The 17,311-nt window shown below is 64.1% G+C and carries 13 protein-coding genes; 10 read left to right on the top strand and 3 right to left on the bottom strand.

The window, feature by feature from the left end:
• The first annotated feature begins 68 nt into the window (after nt 1-68).
• From AC6H0N_RS10585 to AC6H0N_RS10550, 8 genes are all read left to right on the top strand, one after another.
• A complete protein-coding gene (locus tag AC6H0N_RS10585) occupies nt 69-986 on the top strand; it encodes a M23 family metallopeptidase (RefSeq protein WP_497574079.1) in 918 nt (305 codons plus the stop codon).
• Nucleotides 987-992: 6 nt separating this feature from the next.
• On the top strand, nt 993-1,370 hold the full coding sequence (locus tag AC6H0N_RS10580) for a hypothetical protein (RefSeq protein WP_497574078.1): 378 nt from the start codon (nt 993-995) through the stop codon (nt 1,368-1,370).
• 23 nt (nt 1,371-1,393) lie between these two features.
• Nucleotides 1,394-1,975 (top strand): bactofilin family protein, encoded by a 582-nt coding sequence (locus AC6H0N_RS10575; protein ID WP_497574077.1) that lies wholly within the window; start codon nt 1,394-1,396, stop codon nt 1,973-1,975.
• 119 nt (nt 1,976-2,094) lie between these two features.
• Nucleotides 2,095-6,024 carry a phosphoribosylformylglycinamidine synthase gene (purL, locus tag AC6H0N_RS10570; RefSeq protein ID WP_497574076.1) on the top strand — a complete coding sequence of 1,310 codons (3,930 nt, stop codon included), beginning with the start codon at nt 2,095-2,097 and terminating at the stop codon, nt 6,022-6,024.
• 127 nt (nt 6,025-6,151) lie between these two features.
• Nucleotides 6,152-6,409, top strand: coding sequence for a hypothetical protein (locus AC6H0N_RS10565; RefSeq protein ID WP_497574075.1), 258 nt, complete (start codon nt 6,152-6,154; stop codon nt 6,407-6,409).
• A gap of 15 nt (nt 6,410-6,424) precedes the next feature.
• Complete coding sequence (locus tag AC6H0N_RS10560) at nt 6,425-6,586, top strand: DUF1328 domain-containing protein (protein ID WP_497574074.1); 162 nt, start codon at nt 6,425-6,427, stop codon at nt 6,584-6,586.
• Between the two features lie 109 nt (nt 6,587-6,695).
• On the top strand, nt 6,696-7,088 hold the full coding sequence (locus AC6H0N_RS10555) for a DUF2946 family protein (protein ID WP_497574073.1): 393 nt from the start codon (nt 6,696-6,698) through the stop codon (nt 7,086-7,088).
• A gap of 115 nt (nt 7,089-7,203) precedes the next feature.
• A complete protein-coding gene (locus AC6H0N_RS10550; RefSeq protein ID WP_497574072.1) occupies nt 7,204-7,701 on the top strand; it encodes a copper chaperone PCu(A)C in 498 nt (165 codons plus the stop codon).
• A gap of 87 nt (nt 7,702-7,788) precedes the next feature.
• Here AC6H0N_RS10550 and lpdA read toward each other — a convergent pair whose 3' ends face one another.
• The 3 genes from lpdA to aceE are packed head-to-tail and all read right to left on the bottom strand — an operon-like array spanning nt 7,789 to nt 14,015.
• The gene (gene lpdA, locus AC6H0N_RS10545; protein ID WP_497574071.1) at nt 7,789-9,618 is read right to left on the bottom strand and encodes a dihydrolipoyl dehydrogenase; all 1,830 of its coding nucleotides are present in this window, start codon (nt 9,616-9,618) and stop codon (nt 7,789-7,791) included.
• Between the two features lie 13 nt (nt 9,619-9,631).
• Entirely contained in the window at nt 9,632-11,320 is a 1,689-nt protein-coding gene (gene aceF, locus AC6H0N_RS10540) for a dihydrolipoyllysine-residue acetyltransferase (protein WP_497574070.1), read from the bottom strand.
• A gap of 13 nt (nt 11,321-11,333) precedes the next feature.
• The gene (gene aceE, locus AC6H0N_RS10535) at nt 11,334-14,015 is read right to left on the bottom strand and encodes a pyruvate dehydrogenase (acetyl-transferring), homodimeric type (RefSeq protein ID WP_497574069.1); all 2,682 of its coding nucleotides are present in this window, start codon (nt 14,013-14,015) and stop codon (nt 11,334-11,336) included.
• Nucleotides 14,016-14,261: 246 nt separating this feature from the next.
• On the opposite strand from aceE, the gene AC6H0N_RS10530 reads away from it, so the two are divergent.
• Together AC6H0N_RS10530 and AC6H0N_RS10525 are read left to right on the top strand one after the other, a co-directional pair.
• The gene (locus AC6H0N_RS10530; protein WP_497574068.1) at nt 14,262-16,622 is read left to right on the top strand and encodes a PAS domain-containing sensor histidine kinase; all 2,361 of its coding nucleotides are present in this window, start codon (nt 14,262-14,264) and stop codon (nt 16,620-16,622) included.
• Nucleotides 16,606-17,244 (top strand): response regulator transcription factor, encoded by a 639-nt coding sequence (locus AC6H0N_RS10525; protein ID WP_497574067.1) that lies wholly within the window; start codon nt 16,606-16,608, stop codon nt 17,242-17,244. The genes AC6H0N_RS10530 and AC6H0N_RS10525 overlap by 17 nt, the downstream gene beginning before the upstream one ends.
• Nucleotides 17,245-17,311 lie beyond the last annotated feature (67 nt).

The following is a 17,311-nucleotide window of genomic DNA, read 5'->3' as shown; positions in this document are numbered from 1 at the left end:
GATGGAGGGCGTGGGTGGCCTTTGTAATCCACTCTGAAGGTTCGCTGGCCACTTCGCGTGCGCGATCGATGAGCATGCGATCCGCTGTTGCGATCCTGTCGCTTGGCACCTTGATGTTGCTGGCCGCGGGAATTGCGATTGGCTATGGCGTCAGCCGCTTGGCGCCTGCGGCTGCCCAGTACTCGCTGGATCAGCCGATTCCGGTGTCCGATCTGGCGCACGAGTCCCCTTCCGAAAGCCGCATCCTGATTGATCGCATCGGCGAGTTGACCGGCCGCATGGCGCAGCTCGAGACGGAAGCACGCGATCTGGCCTTCCGTGTCGGCATCCTGAAGGAAATGGAAGAGCGCACCAGCACCGCAGACGTCGCCCGTGAAGGACGCCTTGCCAAAACGCAGCCCGGCAAGCCCTCCGGTGGTCCGTTGCTGGATCCCGAAGTGCGCGGTGATGACGGCGCATCGGCCATCGGTCCCGGAGCGGCGGGCAGCCATCTGAGTAACGTCGAGGGTGGTATCGAGCGTCTCTCGGTTCTGATGCAAGAGCTTGATCAAGCCGTCGTGACGCTGAACCTCGCGCACATGGCCCGTCCGGGGCGCGAGCCGGTGCGTGGTCGCGCGGTTGTTTCCTCGTTCGGTAACCGCCTCGATCCATTCACGCGCAAGCGCGCCTTTCACAGTGGCATCGACTATCCCGCTCCCACCGGTACGCCGATTTACGCCAGCGCTGGCGGCCGGGTGATTTTCGCAGGCTATCGTGCCCAGTACGGCCGCACCGTCGAGATCGATCATGGCGGTGGTCTGGTGACGCGTTATGCGCATGCTTCGGCCGTTCTGGTGAAGGTCGGTCAGGTCGTCATGCCGGAAGAGCAGATCGCGCGCGTCGGTACCACCGGTCGCTCAACTGGCCCGCATCTGCATTTCGAGATTCTCCGCGGCGGCCGCTTTGTTGACCCCAAGGCCTACCTCGCGCAGTTCAGCGCCGTCTGATTGGTAATGCATTCCCGCTCCAATACCGCCAACCGCCACCTCACTACCGGCAAGGTCGTTCTGGCGTCGCCAGGTGAAGGCAAGCTTGGTTTCTTCCGTTTCCTCAAGATTTTCGTGTTCTCTGCGCTGATCGGCGCAGCCTCCCTGTATTACGTTGCTCAGAACACGTCCATACTGCAGTTCGACTCGCGCATCTCCGAGGTTGAGGAAGAGCTGGCGCGTACGCGTGCAGAGTTGCAGTCTGCGCGCATGGACCTTGAGATTTCCATAGTGACGCGTAGCGAGCTGGAGCGTCAGCTCGCGGTGCTCAACGAACAGCACAAGCAGATGCGCGAAGAACTCGAATTTGTACGATCAGCGACCGGCCAGGGGCAGGGGCGCTGATTTCGCGGCAACGGGGGTAAGGCATGTTCGGCAAGAAGAAGAAGGGCGGTATCGAGGTCAGCAAGCTGTCCAGTTTGATTGCTGACAACCTGCATATCGTTGGTGACGTGCATTTCTCGGGTGGACTGCGCATTGATGGTCATGTCGAGGGCAATGTGTTCGGCAAACCCGGCACCAAAGGGTTGCTGGTGCTCAGCGAGAAGGGTGTCATCACCGGCAAGGTTCATACCTACGACGCGGTGATCAACGGAAACATCACCGGTGATCTCGAGGTCGAGCATTTCGCCGAATTGCAGATCAGCGCCAATGTGGTCGGCAACGTGCGTTACCGGCAGTTGCAGATGGACTGCGGGTCCACCGTTGAAGGCAAACTGGTGCGCATTCACGAAGACGCAGCGGAACGCGCCACTGCGCGGGTCGAGGTAGCTCCGCCGGCACGCCCGGCAGCGGCAGCGCCGATGCGCAGTGAACCGGTCAACCCCGCAGCAGCGGGCGCCGAAACGCGAGTTCCGCTCGCGCCGCGGCCGGCCCCGGTCGCTCCGCGTCCGGACGCGACGGCCGCTTCGGTCACGCTCGACAAGGACAAGTTCACCGCGTCGCGCTGACGCGATCTGCTCTCGGCTCCGGTCGGGCGGCGGATGGAAGGGGGTGGGGTCGGTTATAATGCGACCCTTTCCCGAGCAGGTGCGTATGCCTGCTCCAACCCCTTTCCGATAGCGTGTCCATGGCCGAAATCCTCAAGCTGCGCGGTGGCGCGGCGCTGTCTCCCGCCCGCCTTGCCAGACTTCTGCCGGAACTCTCCGCGCGGTTCCCGTCGGCCCGCTCGGTCGCACCCCTCCACTGGTATTTCGTCGAACTGACCGCGCCGCTGTCGGACGCCGAGCGCGCGCGTCTGATCGACCTGCTCGGAGCCGACGGCGTAGCCGACAGCGTGTCTGATCCGATGCTGCTGGTCGTGCCACGTCTGGGCACCATCTCGCCCTGGTCTTCCAAGGCCACGGATATCGCGCGCCAGTGCGGCTTCGACAAGATCGTGCGCATCGAGCGTGGTACGGCCTGGTTGTTTGCAGGCGTGAAGTCGCTGTCGAATCCGGAGCGCGATGCGCTTGCGCCGCTGCTGCACGATCGCATGACCGAATCGGTGCTGACGGCTTTCGGTGAAGCCGACGCGCTGTTCCATCACTATGCACCGCAGCCGCTGACCACCGTTGGTGTGCTGGCCGGCGGGCGTGACGCGTTGGTCGCGGCCAACACGGAACTGGGTCTGGCACTGTCGGATGACGAGATCGATTACCTCGTCGACAACTTCACGCGTATCCAGCGCGACCCGACCGACGTCGAGCTGATGATGTTTGCGCAGGCCAACTCCGAGCACTGCCGTCACAAGATCTTCAACGCCGACTGGGTGATCGACGGTCAGGAGATGGGCAAGACGCTGTTCGGCATGATTCGCGAGACGCACAAGGCGCATCCGCAGGGCACGGTGGTGGCGTACTCGGACAACGCGTCGATCATCGAGGGCGCCGAAGGCGATCGTCTGTATCCGGACGCCGATGGTCGCTGGACCTACCATCGCGAACTGACGCACATCCTGACCAAGGTCGAGACGCACAACCACCCGACGGCGATCTCGCCGTTTCCGGGTGCGTCCACCGGCGCCGGCGGCGAGATCCGCGACGAGGGCGCGACCGGTCGTGGTTCGCGTCCCAAGGCAGGTCTCACCGGCTTCTCGGTGTCGAACCTGAACATTCCCGACTTTGCCCAACCGTGGGAAGCGGCCTACGGCAAGCCGGAACGCATAGCCTCGGCGCTGGACATCATGATCGAGGGGCCGCTCGGCGGCGCTGCGTTCAACAACGAATTCGGCCGTCCGAACCTCGCCGGCTATTTCCGCACTTTCGAGCAGCAGGTGGAAGGCGAGGTGCGCGGCTACCACAAGCCGATCATGATCGCCGGCGGTCTGGGCAACATCCAGGCCGAGCAATCCTTCAAGATCGAGTTCGCGCCCGGCACCCTGCTGATCCAGCTCGGCGGCCCCGGCATGCTGATCGGTCTGGGCGGCGGTGCGGCTTCCAGCATGGCTACCGGCACCAATACCGCGGATCTAGACTTCGCCTCGGTGCAGCGTGGCAACCCGGAAATCGAGCGCCGCTGTCAGGAAGTCATCGACGCGTGCTGGCAGCAGGGCGAGGACAACCCCATTCTCGCGATTCATGACGTCGGTGCAGGTGGTCTGTCGAACGCCATGCCGGAGCTTGCCGATTCGGCCAAGCTCGGCGCGCATTTCGAGCTGCGCGAAGTGCACATCGAAGAGCCGGGCATGAGCCCGCGCGAGATCTGGAGCAACGAGTCGCAAGAGCGCTACGTGCTGGCCATCGCGCCCGAGCGTCTGGCCGATTTTCGTGCCATTTGCGAGCGCGAACGCTGCCCCTTCGCGGTTCTCGGCGCGGCCACCGATGATGGTCAACTGACTGTCTCTGACCGCCATTTCGGCAACAAGCCGGTCGACATGGAAATGCAGGTGCTGCTCGGCAAGCCGCCGAAAATGACGCGTGAGGTCTCGCGCCGCGCCGCGCATCTGCCGCCGTTCGACCTGACCGACATTGAGCTGCGTGAGGCCGCATTCCGCGTCCTGCGTTTGCCGTCGGTGGCGAGCAAGAACTTCCTGATCACCATCGGCGATCGCTCGGTCGGCGGTCTCACGGCGCGCGACCAGATGGTCGGCCCGTGGCAGATTCCGGTGGCGGATGTGGCCGTTACCGCGCTCGATTTCCACGGCTACAAGGGCGAGGCCTTCGCCATGGGGGAACGCACGCCGCTGGCCTGCCTGGATGCGCCGGCTTCCGGTCGCATGGCGGTGGGCGAGGCCATCACCAATATCGCGGCGGCCGACATCGCCAATCTGGGCAAGGTCAAGCTGTCCGCCAACTGGATGGCTGCTGCCGGCCACAAGGGCGAGGACGCACGTCTGTTTGACACCGTTGCCACCGTGTCGCGTTTCTGCCAGGACGCCGGCTTGTCGATTCCGGTTGGCAAGGATTCGCTGTCGATGCGCACGGCGTGGAACGACAAGGGGGCGGACAAGCAGGTCGTTTCGCCGCTGTCGCTGATCGTCACGTCGTTTGCGGCGGTCGAGGATGTGCGCCGTACGCTGACGCCGCAACTCAAGCTCGAAGACGGCGTCGACACCGAACTGCTGTTGATCGATCTTGGCGACGGCGCCAACCGCCTGGGCGGTTCCGCGCTTGCGCAGGTGTACGGCTCGGTTGGTGAACATGCGCCCGACGTCAGCGCAGATCGCCTCAAGGCGTTCTTTGATGCCATTCAGTCGCTGCGCCAGGACGATCTGCTGCTGGCCTATCACGACCGCAGCGACGGGGGCCTGTTTGCCACGCTGTGCGAAATGGCGTTTGCGTCGAAGTGCGGCCTGTCGATCGTGCTCGACACCATCTGCTACGACGCCGGCGCAAACGACGTCGACGGCCTCGACAAGCACCCCGACACGCTCAAGGGCCGCTTCAACGATCGCGTTTTCGCCAGCCTGTTTGCCGAAGAGCTCGGCGCGGTCGTGCAGATCCGCCACGCCGACCGTTCGCGCGTCGCCAGTGTTCTGCGCGATGCCGGACTGGCCTGCCATTTCATTGGCGAACCCAATGATCTGGATGCCATCCGCCTTCGTCGCAACGCCAGGCTGGTGTTCGAGGCTTCGCGCGTCGAGCTGCTGCAGGCTTGGTCCGAAACCAGCTATCGCATTGCATCCCTGCGCGATGACGCCGAGTGCGTAGGCGAAGAGTTCGAGGCACTTGCCGATGCGGCCGATCCCGGTCTGTCGGTGGCCTTGACCTACGACCCCGCGCAGGACGTCGCCGCGCCGATGATTGCCACCGGCAGCAGGCCCAAGATTGCCGTGCTGCGTGAGCAGGGCGTGAACTCCCAGATCGAGATGGCGGCGGCCTTCGAGCGTGCCGGTTTCGCACCGTTTGACGTGCACATGTCCGATCTGCAGTCAGGGCGTTACAAGCTCGATGATTTCCACGGTCTGGCCGCCTGCGGCGGCTTCTCGTACGGTGACGTGCTCGGTGCCGGCCAGGGATGGGCCAAGTCCATCCTGTTCAACCCGGCGCTGCGGGCGGCGTTCGAGGCCTTCTTTGAGCGCGACAACACTTTTGCGCTGGGGGTGTGCAACGGCTGCCAGATGATGGCGAACCTCGCCGAGATCATTCCGGGTGCCGCGCAGTGGCCGACTTTCCAGCGCAACCGCAGCGAGCAGTTCGAAGCGCGTTTCGTGATGACCGAAATTCTGCCTAACCCGTCAATCCTGTTTGCCGACATGGCCGGCAGCCGCATGCCGATTGTTGTCAGCCACGGTGAGGGCCGGGCGGTTTTCGCGTCGGACGCCGATCAGGCGGCGGTGCTGGCAGCCGTGCGCTACGTCGACAATCGCGGCGCAGTGGCATTGCGCTACCCGGCCAACCCCAACGGTTCGCCGGACGGTCTGGCGGGCTGCACGACGCCGGATGGGCGCTTCACGATCATGATGCCGCACCCCGAACGCAGCTTCCGCACGGTGCAGATGAGCTGGGCGCCGGACTCGCTTGGCGAGGATTCGCCGTGGGCTCGCATGTTCCGCAACGCCCGCGTATGGCTGGGGTGACTTATGCAAAATGTAAGCAAGACGATCGCTTTGTAAGCCTTGCCTATAAAGGGTTTGGGGGTTGCTAGACTGCGTGCTCGCAAACAACAAGGAGCGAGTAATGCGAAACCAAACCCGCGTTCTGCCGATGCTGCTGGCCATCCCGTTTTTCGTTTTGGTTGGCTGCTCGGAGCCCGGCCCGGCGGAGAAGACCGGTGAGGCCATCGACAAGGCGGTCGAGGACGTTCGTGACAAGCTCGATCCCCAAGGGCCCGCCGAAAGTGCTGGCGAGAAGATCGACAATGCCGCCGAAAGCGTCCAGGAATCGCTGGACAACGACGGTCCCGTCGAGGATGCCGGCGAAGAGATCGACGACGCTGCTGAAGAGGCAACGGGCAAAAACTAAGCGGAGGGCTCCACAATGCTGGGATGGACTCTGATCTTCCTGGGAGTTGCGCTCGTTGCTGGTCTGCTTGGTTTTACCGGCATTTCGGGAACCGCCGCAGGGATCGCCAAGGTGTTGTTCTTCATCTTCCTGGTCCTGTTCGTGGTGTCCTTGCTCACTGGTCAAGGCGCGCCTTGATTCTGATCCATTGAAGCAGCCCGCCTCCGGCTTGTCCGGATGCGGGCTTTTTTGTGCTTGCTGGCGGACACCTGCGTTCGGCTAGAATGCCCCGTCCAGTGACCCGTTCATGTCCATGCGTCGTTTCGTCCATTTGAAAGCTTCGCTCTCTCGGCTGCTCATCGTCGTGATGCTGGCTGCGGCCCTCGTTCCGGCGTTGGCGCAGGCATTTGCGTCGCGCAGTTCGTTGGGTCCTGGCTGGATGGACGTATGCACCGTCAATGGCGTGGAGGCCCGCCAGATCGCAGACGGCGGCTCTGATCCCTCTGCACCGGCCTTGTTGGTCCAGCACTGCCCGTATTGCCTGGTGTCGTCCTTCGACGACGTATTGCCTGCGGCATCAGCGGCGCTCTTTGTTTCGCATCGTGGCGCCGATGCCGTGCCGCTTCCTGCGGTTTCCTCAGCCGCTTCCGTTCCGACCTGGCCGGATGCGCATCCGCGCGCACCTCCAGCGCCGCGCTGAAGCTGTCGGGCCCGGCGTATTCGGGCCGCGTTTTCCCCTGACTCGTGAATCATTGCCGCGCGTGCGATGCGCTTGCGGCGGCGATTTCATTCGTTTCATTTGTCGTGAGGTCACCATGAAGAAACTGCTCGTTCTGGCTGCAATTTCCTTCCTTCAACCGCTTGGCGTTCAGGCGCATGACCATGCACATGCGGCCGTGCAGGTCAGCGACCCGTGGGTTCGCGCCACCGTTCCGCATCAGCGTGCAACCGGGGCGTTCATGACGCTGACGGCCAAGGACGGCGCGCGGCTGGTATCGGTTGCTTCGCCGGCGGCCAAGCTTGCGGAGGTGCACGAGATGACGCTCGGCGCTGACAACGTGATGCGCATGCGTGCGGTAGACGGGGTCGATCTGCCGGCCGGCCAAGCCGTCGAGCTCAAGTCGGGTGGCTACCACGTGATGCTGATCGACCTCGAAGCGCAGGTGAAGGAGGGCGATCGCGTGCCGCTCACGCTGACGGTCGAAACCTCGGATGGCAAGCGCGAGAGCATCCAGATCGAAGCGCCCGTGCGTTCGCTGACACGGCATCACGGCGCCGCGTCATCTGGTGATCACGGCCACAAGCATCACTGAAAGGCTGGGCTTCAGGCATGCGTTGAAGTGCTGCCATAAAACAAACGGGGCGCCGTAGCGCCCCGTTTGTCGTTCACATGCCCGGTGTCAGCGCTTGCGCGGCGCTGGCAGGTCGGTGCAGCTGCCGTGAGCGACTTCGGCCGCCAGGCCGATGGATTCACCCAGGGTCGGGTGCGGGTGAATGGTCTTGCCGATATCCACCGCGTCGGCGCCCATTTCAACCGCCAGGCAGACTTCGCCGATCAGGTCGCCGGCATGTGTGCCGACAACCGCGCCACCGATGATGCGGTGCGTGTTCTTGTCGAACAGCAGCTTGGTGAAGCCCTCGTCGCGGCCGTTGGCAATGGCACGGCCGGAGGCCGCCCACGGGAACACCGCCTTCTCGTACTCGATGCCCTTGGCCTTGGCTTCGAGTTCGGTCAGGCCGGCCCACGCCACTTCCGGGTCGGTGTAGGCCACCGACGGGATCTGCAGCACGTCGAAGCTGGACTTCTGGCCGGCGGCGACTTCGGCCGCAACGTGGCCTTCATGCACGGCCTTGTGCGCCAACATCGGCTGGCCGACGATATCGCCGATGGCGAAGATGTGCGGCACATTGGTGCGCATCTGGTTGCAGACTTCGATGAAGCCGCGGTCGGTCACCGCCACGCCGGCCTTGTCGGCGGCAATCTTTTTGCCGTTCGGGCTGCGTCCCACTGCGACCAGCACGAGATCGTAGCACTGCGCGTCGGCGGGGGCTTTCTCGCCCTCGAACTTGACCCAGATGCCGTCCTTCTTGGCCTCGGCCGAAACCGTCTTGGTCTTGAGCATGACGTTGTCGAAGCGCGGGGCATTGACCTTCTCCCACACCTTCACGAGGTCACGGTCGGCGCCCTGCATCAGGCCGTCGAGCATTTCGACCACGTCGATGCGCGCACCCAGCGTGGAATACACCGTGGCCATTTCCAGACCGATGATGCCGCCGCCGATGACCAACATGCGCTTCGGCACAGATTTGAGTTCCAGCGCACCGGTGGAGTCCACCACGCGCGGGTCTTCCGGCATGAAGGGCAGGCGCACCGCCTGGCTACCCGCCGCGATGATGGCGTGTTTGAACTTGATGACCTTCTTGTCGCCGGTCTTGTCTTGCGCGTCGCCGCTGGTCAGCTCGACTTCGACGTGATTCGGGTCGAGGAAGGCGCCGTATCCGCGCACGACTTCCACCTTGCGGCCTTTGGCCATGCCGGCCAGGCCGGTGGTGAGCTTGCCGACGACTTTCTCTTTGTGTCCGCGCAGCTTGTCGATGTCGAGCTTGGGCTTGGCGTAGGTGACGCCCAGGTCGGCAAAGTGGCTGACTTCATCCATCACGCCAGCCACATGCAGCAGGGCCTTGGACGGAATGCAGCCGACGTTCAGGCACACGCCGCCCAGCGTCGGGTAGCGCTCGATGATGACGGTCTTCAAGCCAAGGTCGGCGGCACGGAAAGCCGCCGAATAGCCGCCGGGGCCAGCGCCGAGCACCAGCACGTCGCATTCGATGTCGGCGGCGCCGGAGTGGCTGGCAGCGGCGGGAGCGGGAGCGTTTTCTCCTCCCCCTTCAAGGGGGAGGTTGGGAGGGGGATGGGTTTTGCCGGATTCAGCGGCAGCCTTAACCCCATCCCCACCCTGGCCCTCCCCTTGAAGGGGAGGGGAAGCTTCGCCGGCCGCTTCGAGTTCCAGCAGCACGCTGCCTTCGGCAACCTTGTCGCCGACCTTGATCAGCACCTTCTTGACCGTTCCGGCTTCCGGCGAGGGCACGTCCATCGTGGCCTTGTCGGATTCCAGCGTGCAGATGGCGTCTTCTTTCTTGAGCGTGTCGCCGGCTTTCACGAACAGTTCGATGACCGGTACGGAGTCGAAGTCGCCGATGTCCGGGACCTTCACTTCAATCGTTGCCATGAGGGTCTCCCGGTCAGATCAGCGTGCGGCGCATGTCGGCCAGCGCCTTGCTGATGTAGTCGATGAAGCGGGTGCCCTCGGCGCCGTCGATGACGCGATGGTCATACGACAGCGACAGCGGCAGTACCTGACGCGGCACGAACTTCTCGCCGTCCCACAGTGGCTTGATGCTGAGTTTCGACAGCCCCAGGATGGCAACTTCCGGCGCGTTGATCAGCGGCGTGAAGTAGGTGCCGCCGATACCGCCGAGGCTGGAGATCGAGAAGGTGCCGCCCTGCATGTCGGCCGAGCCGAGCTTGCCGTCGCGGGCCTTCTTGGACAGTTCGGCCATTTCCAGCGCGATGTCGGTGACGCTCTTCTGGTCGGCGTTCTTGATGACCGGCACGACCAGGCCGTTTTCGGTGTCGGCCGCAAAGCCCACGTTGAAATACTTCTTGAACACCAGGTTGTCGCCGTCGAGCGAGGTGTTGAACTGCGGGTATTTCTTGAGCCCGGCAACCACCGCCTTGATGACGAAGGCGAGCATCGTGTAGCGCACGCCCGAAGCCTTGGCTTCGCGGGTTTCGTTGAGCTCCTTGCGCAGCGTCTCGAGGTCGGTGACGTCCGTCTCGTCGTACTGCGTGACGTGCGGAATCATGACCCAGTTGCGGTGCAGGTTGGCGCCCGAGATCTTCTTGATGCGCTTCATCGGCTGAACATCGACTTCGCCGAACTTGGCAAAGTCGACCTTCGGCCACGGCAGCAGATCAAGCCCGCCACCACCGCCACCTGCAGCCGCTGCGGCCGGAGTCTTGCCTGGTACGACACCGGAAGTCATCGCACCCTTGATGTAGGCGGTGACGTCTTCACGCAGGATGCGGTCCTTCGGGCCGCTGGCCTTGACCTGCGAAAGGTCCACACCCAGATCGCGCGCATAGGAGCGCACCGACGGGCTGGCATGCACCGCGCCGCCGATCTTGACCGGCGTCGGGGTGTTGGCGGCAGCCGGTGGCGGGGCGGCATCAGCAGAAGCAGCTTGCGGAGCGGCTGATGCTTGAGCGGGTGCGGGCTCCGGCGCCTTCTCAGGAACCGGTGCGGGGGAGGCGGCCGCTGTGTCCGGCACGCTGGTGGACGCAACCGCTTCGACCTTGATCAGCACCGAGCCTTCGGCGACCTTGCTGCCGACCTTGACCAGCACTTCCTTGATGACGCCGGAAGCCGAGGAGGGCACGTCCATCGTCGCCTTGTCGGATTCGAGCGTGCAGATTGCGTCTTCTTCCTTGATGGTGTCGCCGACTTTCACGAACAGCTCGATGACCGGGACCTCATCAAAGTCGCCGATGTCGGGCACCTTGACTTCAACCACGTCGCCAGCCGACGGCGCGGCGGCCTTCTGAGCGGGCGCCGGGGCAGCAGCGGGGGCGGGCGGGGCGGCCGCCGGTGCTTCGGCCTTGGCCGGCTCCGGTTTGCTCGCGGCGGCGTCCGAGGCTTCGAGCTTGATCAGCACAGCACCTTCGGCCACTTTCGAGCCGACCTTGATCAAGACTTCCTTGACCACGCCGGCGGCGGACGAGGGTACGTCCATCGTGGCTTTGTCCGATTCCAGGGTGCAGATCGAGTCTTCTTTCTCGATGGTGTCACCGACTTTCACGAACAGCTCGATGACCGGGACTTCGTCGAAGTCGCCGATGTCCGGAACCTTTACTTCAATCAACTGGCTCATCGCGGCGTTCTCCTCAAACCGTCATCGGGTTGGGTTTGTTCGGGTCGAGCTCGTATTTCTTGATGGCTTCGGCAACCTTGGCGGCTTCGATGGTGCCGTCGTCGGCCAGTGCTTTCAGCGCAGCCACAGTCACCCAGTAGCGGTTGACCTCGAAGAAATGACGCAGCTTCTCGCGCGTGTCCGAGCGACCGAAGCCGTCGGTGCCCAGCACCGTGTAGCGGCCCGGAACCCAGGGGCGGATCTGCTCGGCGAACAGCTTGATGTAGTCGGTGGCGGCAATGACCGGGCCCTTGACCCCATCAAGGCAGCTCTCGACGTGTGCCTTTTTCTGCTTGTCGGTCGGATGCAGCAGGTTCCAGCGAGCCGTGGCCTGGCCGTCCCGCGCCAGCTCATTGAAGCTCGGGCAGCCCCAGATGTCGGATTCGACACCCCAGTCCTTCTTGAGCAGTTCGGCGGCGGCGATGACCTCGTTGAAGATCGTGCCGGAGCCCAGCAGCTGCACGCGCGGCCCCTTGCCCTTGCCACCCTTGCGGAAGGCGTACATGCCCTTGAGGATGTCCTGCTCGGCGCCTTTCGGCATCTCGGGATGTTCGTAGTTCTCGTTCATCACCGTGAGGTAGTAGAAGACGTCTTCCTGCTCGGCGAACATGCGGCGCATGCCGTCCTGCACGATGACTGCCAGCTCGTACTGGAAAGTCGGGTCGTAGGTGACGCAGTTGGGGATGGCGCCGGCCAGAATCTGGCTGTGGCCGTCTTCGTGCTGCAGGCCTTCGCCATTGAGCGTGGTGCGCCCGGCCGTGCCGCCAATCAGGAAGCCGCGGGTGCGCTGGTCACCGGCGGCCCAGCACAGGTCCATGGTGCGCTGCAGGCCGAACATCGAATAGAAGATGTAGAACGGCACCATCTGCACGCCGTGCACGCTGTAAGCGGTGCCGGCGGCGATCCAGTCGGACATGGCGCCGGCTTCGTTGATGCCTTCCTGCAGCACCTGGCCGTCGACGCTCTCCTTGTAGAACATCAGCTGGTCGTGGTCTTCCGGCAGATACTTCTGACCTTCCTGGCTCCAGATGCCGTACTGGCGGAACATGCCTTCCATGCCGAAGGTGCGCGATTCGTCCGGCACGATCGGCACGATGTGCTTGCCGATCTTCTTGTCGCGCAGCAGCGTGTTCATGATGCGCACGATGGCCATCGTGGTGGACAGCTCACGGCCGTCGCCCGAGGCCTTCAGCAGCGCGTCGAAGGCGGAGAGTTCGGGCACCGGCAGTGCGTCGGCGCTGCGACGGCGCTGCGGCAGGAAGCCGCCGAGGTTTTGCCGGCGCTCGAGCATGTACTTGTACTCGGGCGAGTCTTCGGCGAACTTCAGGTACGGAATTTTCTCGAGCTGGTCGTCCGGCACCGGCAGGTCGAAGCGGTCGCGGAAGCGGCGGATGGCGTCGACGTCCATCTTCTTCTGCTGGTGCGAGATGTTCATCGCCTCGCCGGCAGAGCCCATGCCGAAACCCTTGATGGTCTTGGCCAGGATCACGGTCGGCTGGCCGACGTTGTTCACGGCGGCGTTGTAGCCGGCAAAGATCTTGAACAGGTCGTGGCCGCCGCGGTTCAGGCGCCAGATTTCCTCGTCGGTCCAGTCATCCACCAGCGCCTTGAGTTCGGGCGTGTTGAAGAAGTGTTCGCGAACGTAGGCGCCATCCTTGGACTTGTAGGTCTGGTACTCGCCGTCGACCACTTCCAGCATGCGACGCTTGAGCGCGCCGGATTTGTCCTGAGCAAACAGCGTGTCCCACTGCGTGCCCCAGATGACCTTGATAACGTTCCAGCCGGCACCACGGAATTCGCCTTCGAGTTCCTGGATGATCTTGCCGTTGCCGCGTACCGGGCCGTCGAGGCGCTGCAGGTTGCAGTTGATGACGAAAATCAGGTTGTCGAGCTTCTCGCGCGCGGCCATGCCGATGGCGCCCAGCGATTCGACCTCGTCGGTCTCGCCGTCGCCGAGGAAGGCCCAGACCTTGCGCTGCGCAGCCTTGTCGGCGTCGATCAGGCCGCGGCTGGCCATGTACTTCATGAAGCGTGCCTGGTAGATCGCCTGGATCGGGCCGAGGCCCATCGACACGGTCGGGAACTGCCAGAAATCGGGCATCAGCCAGGGGTGCGGGTAGGACGAGATGCCCGTACCGTCGGTCTCCTGGCGGAAGTTGTCCATCTGCTCTTCGTTGAAGCGGCCCAGCATGTAGGCGCGGGCATACACACCCGGTACGGCGTGGCCCTGGAAGAAGATCAGGTCGCCGTCGTGCTTGCCGTTCGGCGCGTGCCAGAAGTGCGAAAAGCCGACGTCGTACAGCGCGGCGGCAGAGGCGAAGCTGGCGATATGGCCACCGACGTTGGTGTGCTTGTTCGCGCGCACCACCATCGCCATGGAGTTCCAGCGGATGTAGGAGTGGATCTTCAGTTCCATGTCCGCATCACCCGGATACGGCGGCTGGAGATCGACCGGAATGGTGTTGATGTACTGGGTGTTGGCCGAGTAGGGGATGTCGGCGCCTTGCTGCTGCGCGTTGTCGATCAGGCGTTCGATCAGGTAGTGGGCGCGCTGCGGGCCTTCATTGGCGATGACGCCGTCGAGCGCATCGAGCCATTCGGCGGTTTCCTGCGTATCGGGGTCGTTTTGCAGGAAAACGTTCTTGTTGGCGGTCATGGATTGTCTCCTCATGCCGTTCTGTTTTGCGGACTCGGCCCTGATCGGGCCAAGCGTTGTTCTGCGAAGGGCCGGTCGGGTAGGTCGGCCCTTCTTGTATTTCGTAATATAAAACGATGTTTCGTAAGGCGCAATCGTGCGCCGCAGCATTGCGCGCGAGGCCTTGCAAGCGTAGGGGAAAAACCCGATTCCGTCCAAGCCGCGCAACTGCCACACTGAGGCTCCGACAATGCTTCTGGCCGATTGATGCCCAACTTGCCGAACCTCGGCTCCAGTTCCTCCCAGCGCTGGTACTGGACTGCGCCCTACGTCGCCATCGCCCTGCTGGTGGTGACGGCCAGCGCCATCGTCTGGTCGCTGCAGCAGCGCGAAGCCGATGCGCTGCGTGGCATGGTCGTGCGCGATGTGCAGTGGGCCGAGAAGACCATCCGGCTGCACAAGCAAAGCGCCGAGACCTTTCTGCTGCAGTTGGCCAATGATCTGGCAACTGGCGAGCTCGACGGCGAGGCTTTCGATCAGCGTGTGACCCGGCATATCGCGGTGCACGGCCAGCTTGTCGAAGTCGCCTGGGTCGGTGAGGACGGCCGGGTGCGTTGGGCCGCGCCGGTATCGACGGCCAGTCTGCGCTTGTCCGAACTGCTTGAGTCCGATCAGATGACGCCGTTCCGGCGCGCCGAGGATCTGGGCGTGATCAGCTACGGCGTGCCGCGCACCACCAGCTCGGGCAGCACCATCGTTCAGGTGCACGTGCCGGCGCGCGCGGGCGAGGTCTTTGTCGGCACCATCGTCGGCGTGTTTTCGGCCGAACGCATGGTGGCTGAGCTGGTGCCGGACTGGTTCGCCGAGCGCTACCAGATCAGTCTGGTCGATGCGCGCGGGCAGTCGGTGGCGGTCAACAGCGGCTCCTTGCCGCTTGATGAGCGCATTGCCTTCGAGGTGCCGCTCGACCTGCCGGGCGCCGGCCTGGTGCTGCGCGCGGTGGCCTTCAAGGTGGCCGACGCTGCGCCTTACGCGATCTTCCTGATCGTCATCGCCGGCCTGTCGCTGATCATCCTTTGGAGTTTCTGGCTGCTGCGCGAGCACATGGCGCGCCGTCGTGCCACCGAAGACGCTTTGCGTGAGGAATCGGCCTTCCGCAAGGCCATGGAAGAGTCGGTGATCACCGGCCTGCGCGCCATCGATCTGTCGGGCCGCATCATTTACGTGAACCCTGCGTTTTGCCGCCTGGTCGGTTTCGACGAGGAAATCCTGCTCGGCGCGATGCCGCCGTTCCCGTACTGGCCGGATGATGCCCACGACGACTGCCGGCGCGAGCTGGAAATGTCTTCGGCCGGGCGCGCCACGACCAGCGGTTTCGAGATGTCGATCCAGCGGCGCAGCGGTGAGCGGCTGGATGTGCGCTTCTATCTGTCGCCGCTGATTGACGTACACGGCCACCAGACCGGCTGGATGGCCTCGGTGGCCGACATCACCGAGCCCAAGCGCGTGCGCGCTGCGCTCGAAGCCTCGCAGAAGCGCTTCGAGGCGGTGCTCGACGGTCTCGACGCCGCCGTGTTTGTGGCCGACGCCCGCGACGACACCATTCTGTATGCCAACCGTGTGTTCAAGACCATGCACGGTTACGACGTGGTCGGCCGGACGATCGCTGGCGTTTCGGCGCCGCAGCCCGACAGTGAGGCCTACAAGGCCGACGCCAGCCGGCTCGACCCGGCGACCTTGCCGCGCGAGCTGTTCGACGGCGAGGTGCAGCACCGCTTGTCCGGGCGTTGGTATCACCTACGCGAGCACGCTTCGCGCTGGGTGGACGGGCGCGTCGTGCGCATGGGCATCGCCACCGACATCACCGATCGTCGCGCCGCCGAGGACATGGCGCGTACGCAGGAAGAGCGCCTGCAGCACACCGCCCGCCTGATCACCATGGGCGAGATGGCCTCGACGCTGGCGCACGAACTCAACCAGCCGCTGGCCGCCATCGCCAACTACTGCATGGGCTGCGTGACGCGGCTCGAAGCCGACAACTACCGCCGCGAGGAATTGCTGGCGGCCATGACCAAGGCCAGCATGCAGGCCGAGCGTGCGGCCAAGATCATCGGCCGCGTGCGCGATTTCGTGCGCAAGAGCGAGCCGCGGCGCGCCGCCATCAGCGTCGCCGACACGCTCGAAGACGCCATCGGCTTTGCCGAGATCGACGCACGGCGCAGCGGCGGGCGCATCGTGCTGCAGATCGAGCCGGATCTGCGCCCGGTGTTTGCCGACAGCATCATGATCGAGCAGGTCGTCATCAACCTCGTGCGCAATGCGCTCGAAGCGGCCGCCGGCATGCCGGCCGGCCGGCGCGTGGTGGTCGTGCGTGCGCGGTCAGTGAGCAGCGAAGCCGTCGAGATTTCCGTTTCCGATCGCGGCCCGGGCATCGCCGTGGCCGAGCGCGAGCAGCTCTTCATGCCGTTCCACACCACCAAGCCCGAGGGCATGGGCATGGGGCTGAACATCTGCCGCTCCATCGTCGAATTCCACGACGGCCATCTCGAGGTTGCCGACAATCCGGGAGGTGGTACCGTATTCAGCTTCGTACTGCCCACCGGAGCTGCGCGTGAACAAGTCGCCTGAGTCGCCCGAACAGGTCATCCACATCGTCGATGACGATGAGGCCCTGCGCGATTCCCTTGCGTGGCTGCTCGAATCAAACGGCTATCACACGCGCAGCTTTGCCTCGGGCGAAGATTTTCTGGCCATGCTCAGTGACGACATGGCCGGCTGCGTGCTGCTCGACGTGCGCATGCCCGGCATCAGCGGGCTGGAACTGTTCGGCTTGCTGCGGGCGCGCGACACCGGCCTGCCGGTGATCTTCATCACCGGCCACGGTGACGTGCCGATGGCCGTCGAAGCCCTCAAGCGCGGCGCCTACGACTTCATCGAAAAGCCCTTCGGCGACCGTGAAGTGCTGGCAGTCATCGAGTCGGCGCTGGCGCGCGAGCGCGACGAACGTCAGCAACGCGTGCTCAAGGCCGATGTGTCGCGCCGTCTGGCCGACCTCACACAGCGCGAGTACGAAGTGCTGCAGCAGATCCTCGCCGGCAAGCTCAACAAGCAGATCGCCGATGTGCTCGGCATCAGCATCAAGACCGTCGAGGTGCACCGCGCCCGCGTCATGGAGAAGATGGGCGTGCGCTCGCTGGCCGAACTCGTCCAGCACGTGCTCACGGTCGATCCTGCTGTCGGGCGCGTCTGAGCCGCGCCGCCAGGCGCCGCCTCTGGAGGGCTTTTCTGCTATCTTCGGCGGGTAGCCACGCCTCTTC

This window comes from Pseudazoarcus sp. NS34 (genome assembly GCF_059703725.1).
Note: the sequence above shows the minus strand (reverse complement) of the source record. Positions and strands in the feature narration are given on the sequence as shown.

Bases quoted from the DNA above. Each gene is read 5' to 3' on its own strand.
- AC6H0N_RS10585 (WP_497574079.1), top strand. From the start codon at position 69: ATGAGCATGCGATCCGCTGTTGCGATCCTGTCGCTTGGCACCTTGATG.
- AC6H0N_RS10580 (WP_497574078.1), top strand. From the start codon at position 993: ATGCATTCCCGCTCCAATACCGCCAACCGCCACCTCACTACCGGCAAG.
- AC6H0N_RS10575 (WP_497574077.1), top strand. From the start codon at position 1,394: ATGTTCGGCAAGAAGAAGAAGGGCGGTATCGAGGTCAGCAAGCTGTCC.
- purL (WP_497574076.1), top strand. From the start codon at position 2,095: ATGGCCGAAATCCTCAAGCTGCGCGGTGGCGCGGCGCTGTCTCCCGCC.
- AC6H0N_RS10565 (WP_497574075.1), top strand. From the start codon at position 6,152: ATGCTGCTGGCCATCCCGTTTTTCGTTTTGGTTGGCTGCTCGGAGCCC.
- AC6H0N_RS10560 (WP_497574074.1), top strand. From the start codon at position 6,425: ATGCTGGGATGGACTCTGATCTTCCTGGGAGTTGCGCTCGTTGCTGGT.
- AC6H0N_RS10555 (WP_497574073.1), top strand. From the start codon at position 6,696: ATGTCCATGCGTCGTTTCGTCCATTTGAAAGCTTCGCTCTCTCGGCTG.
- AC6H0N_RS10550 (WP_497574072.1), top strand. From the start codon at position 7,204: ATGAAGAAACTGCTCGTTCTGGCTGCAATTTCCTTCCTTCAACCGCTT.
- lpdA (WP_497574071.1), bottom strand. From the start codon at position 9,618: ATGGCAACGATTGAAGTGAAGGTCCCGGACATCGGCGACTTCGACTCC.
- aceF (WP_497574070.1), bottom strand. From the start codon at position 11,320: ATGAGCCAGTTGATTGAAGTAAAGGTTCCGGACATCGGCGACTTCGAC.
- aceE (WP_497574069.1), bottom strand. From the start codon at position 14,015: ATGACCGCCAACAAGAACGTTTTCCTGCAAAACGACCCCGATACGCAG.
- AC6H0N_RS10530 (WP_497574068.1), top strand. From the start codon at position 14,262: ATGCCCAACTTGCCGAACCTCGGCTCCAGTTCCTCCCAGCGCTGGTAC.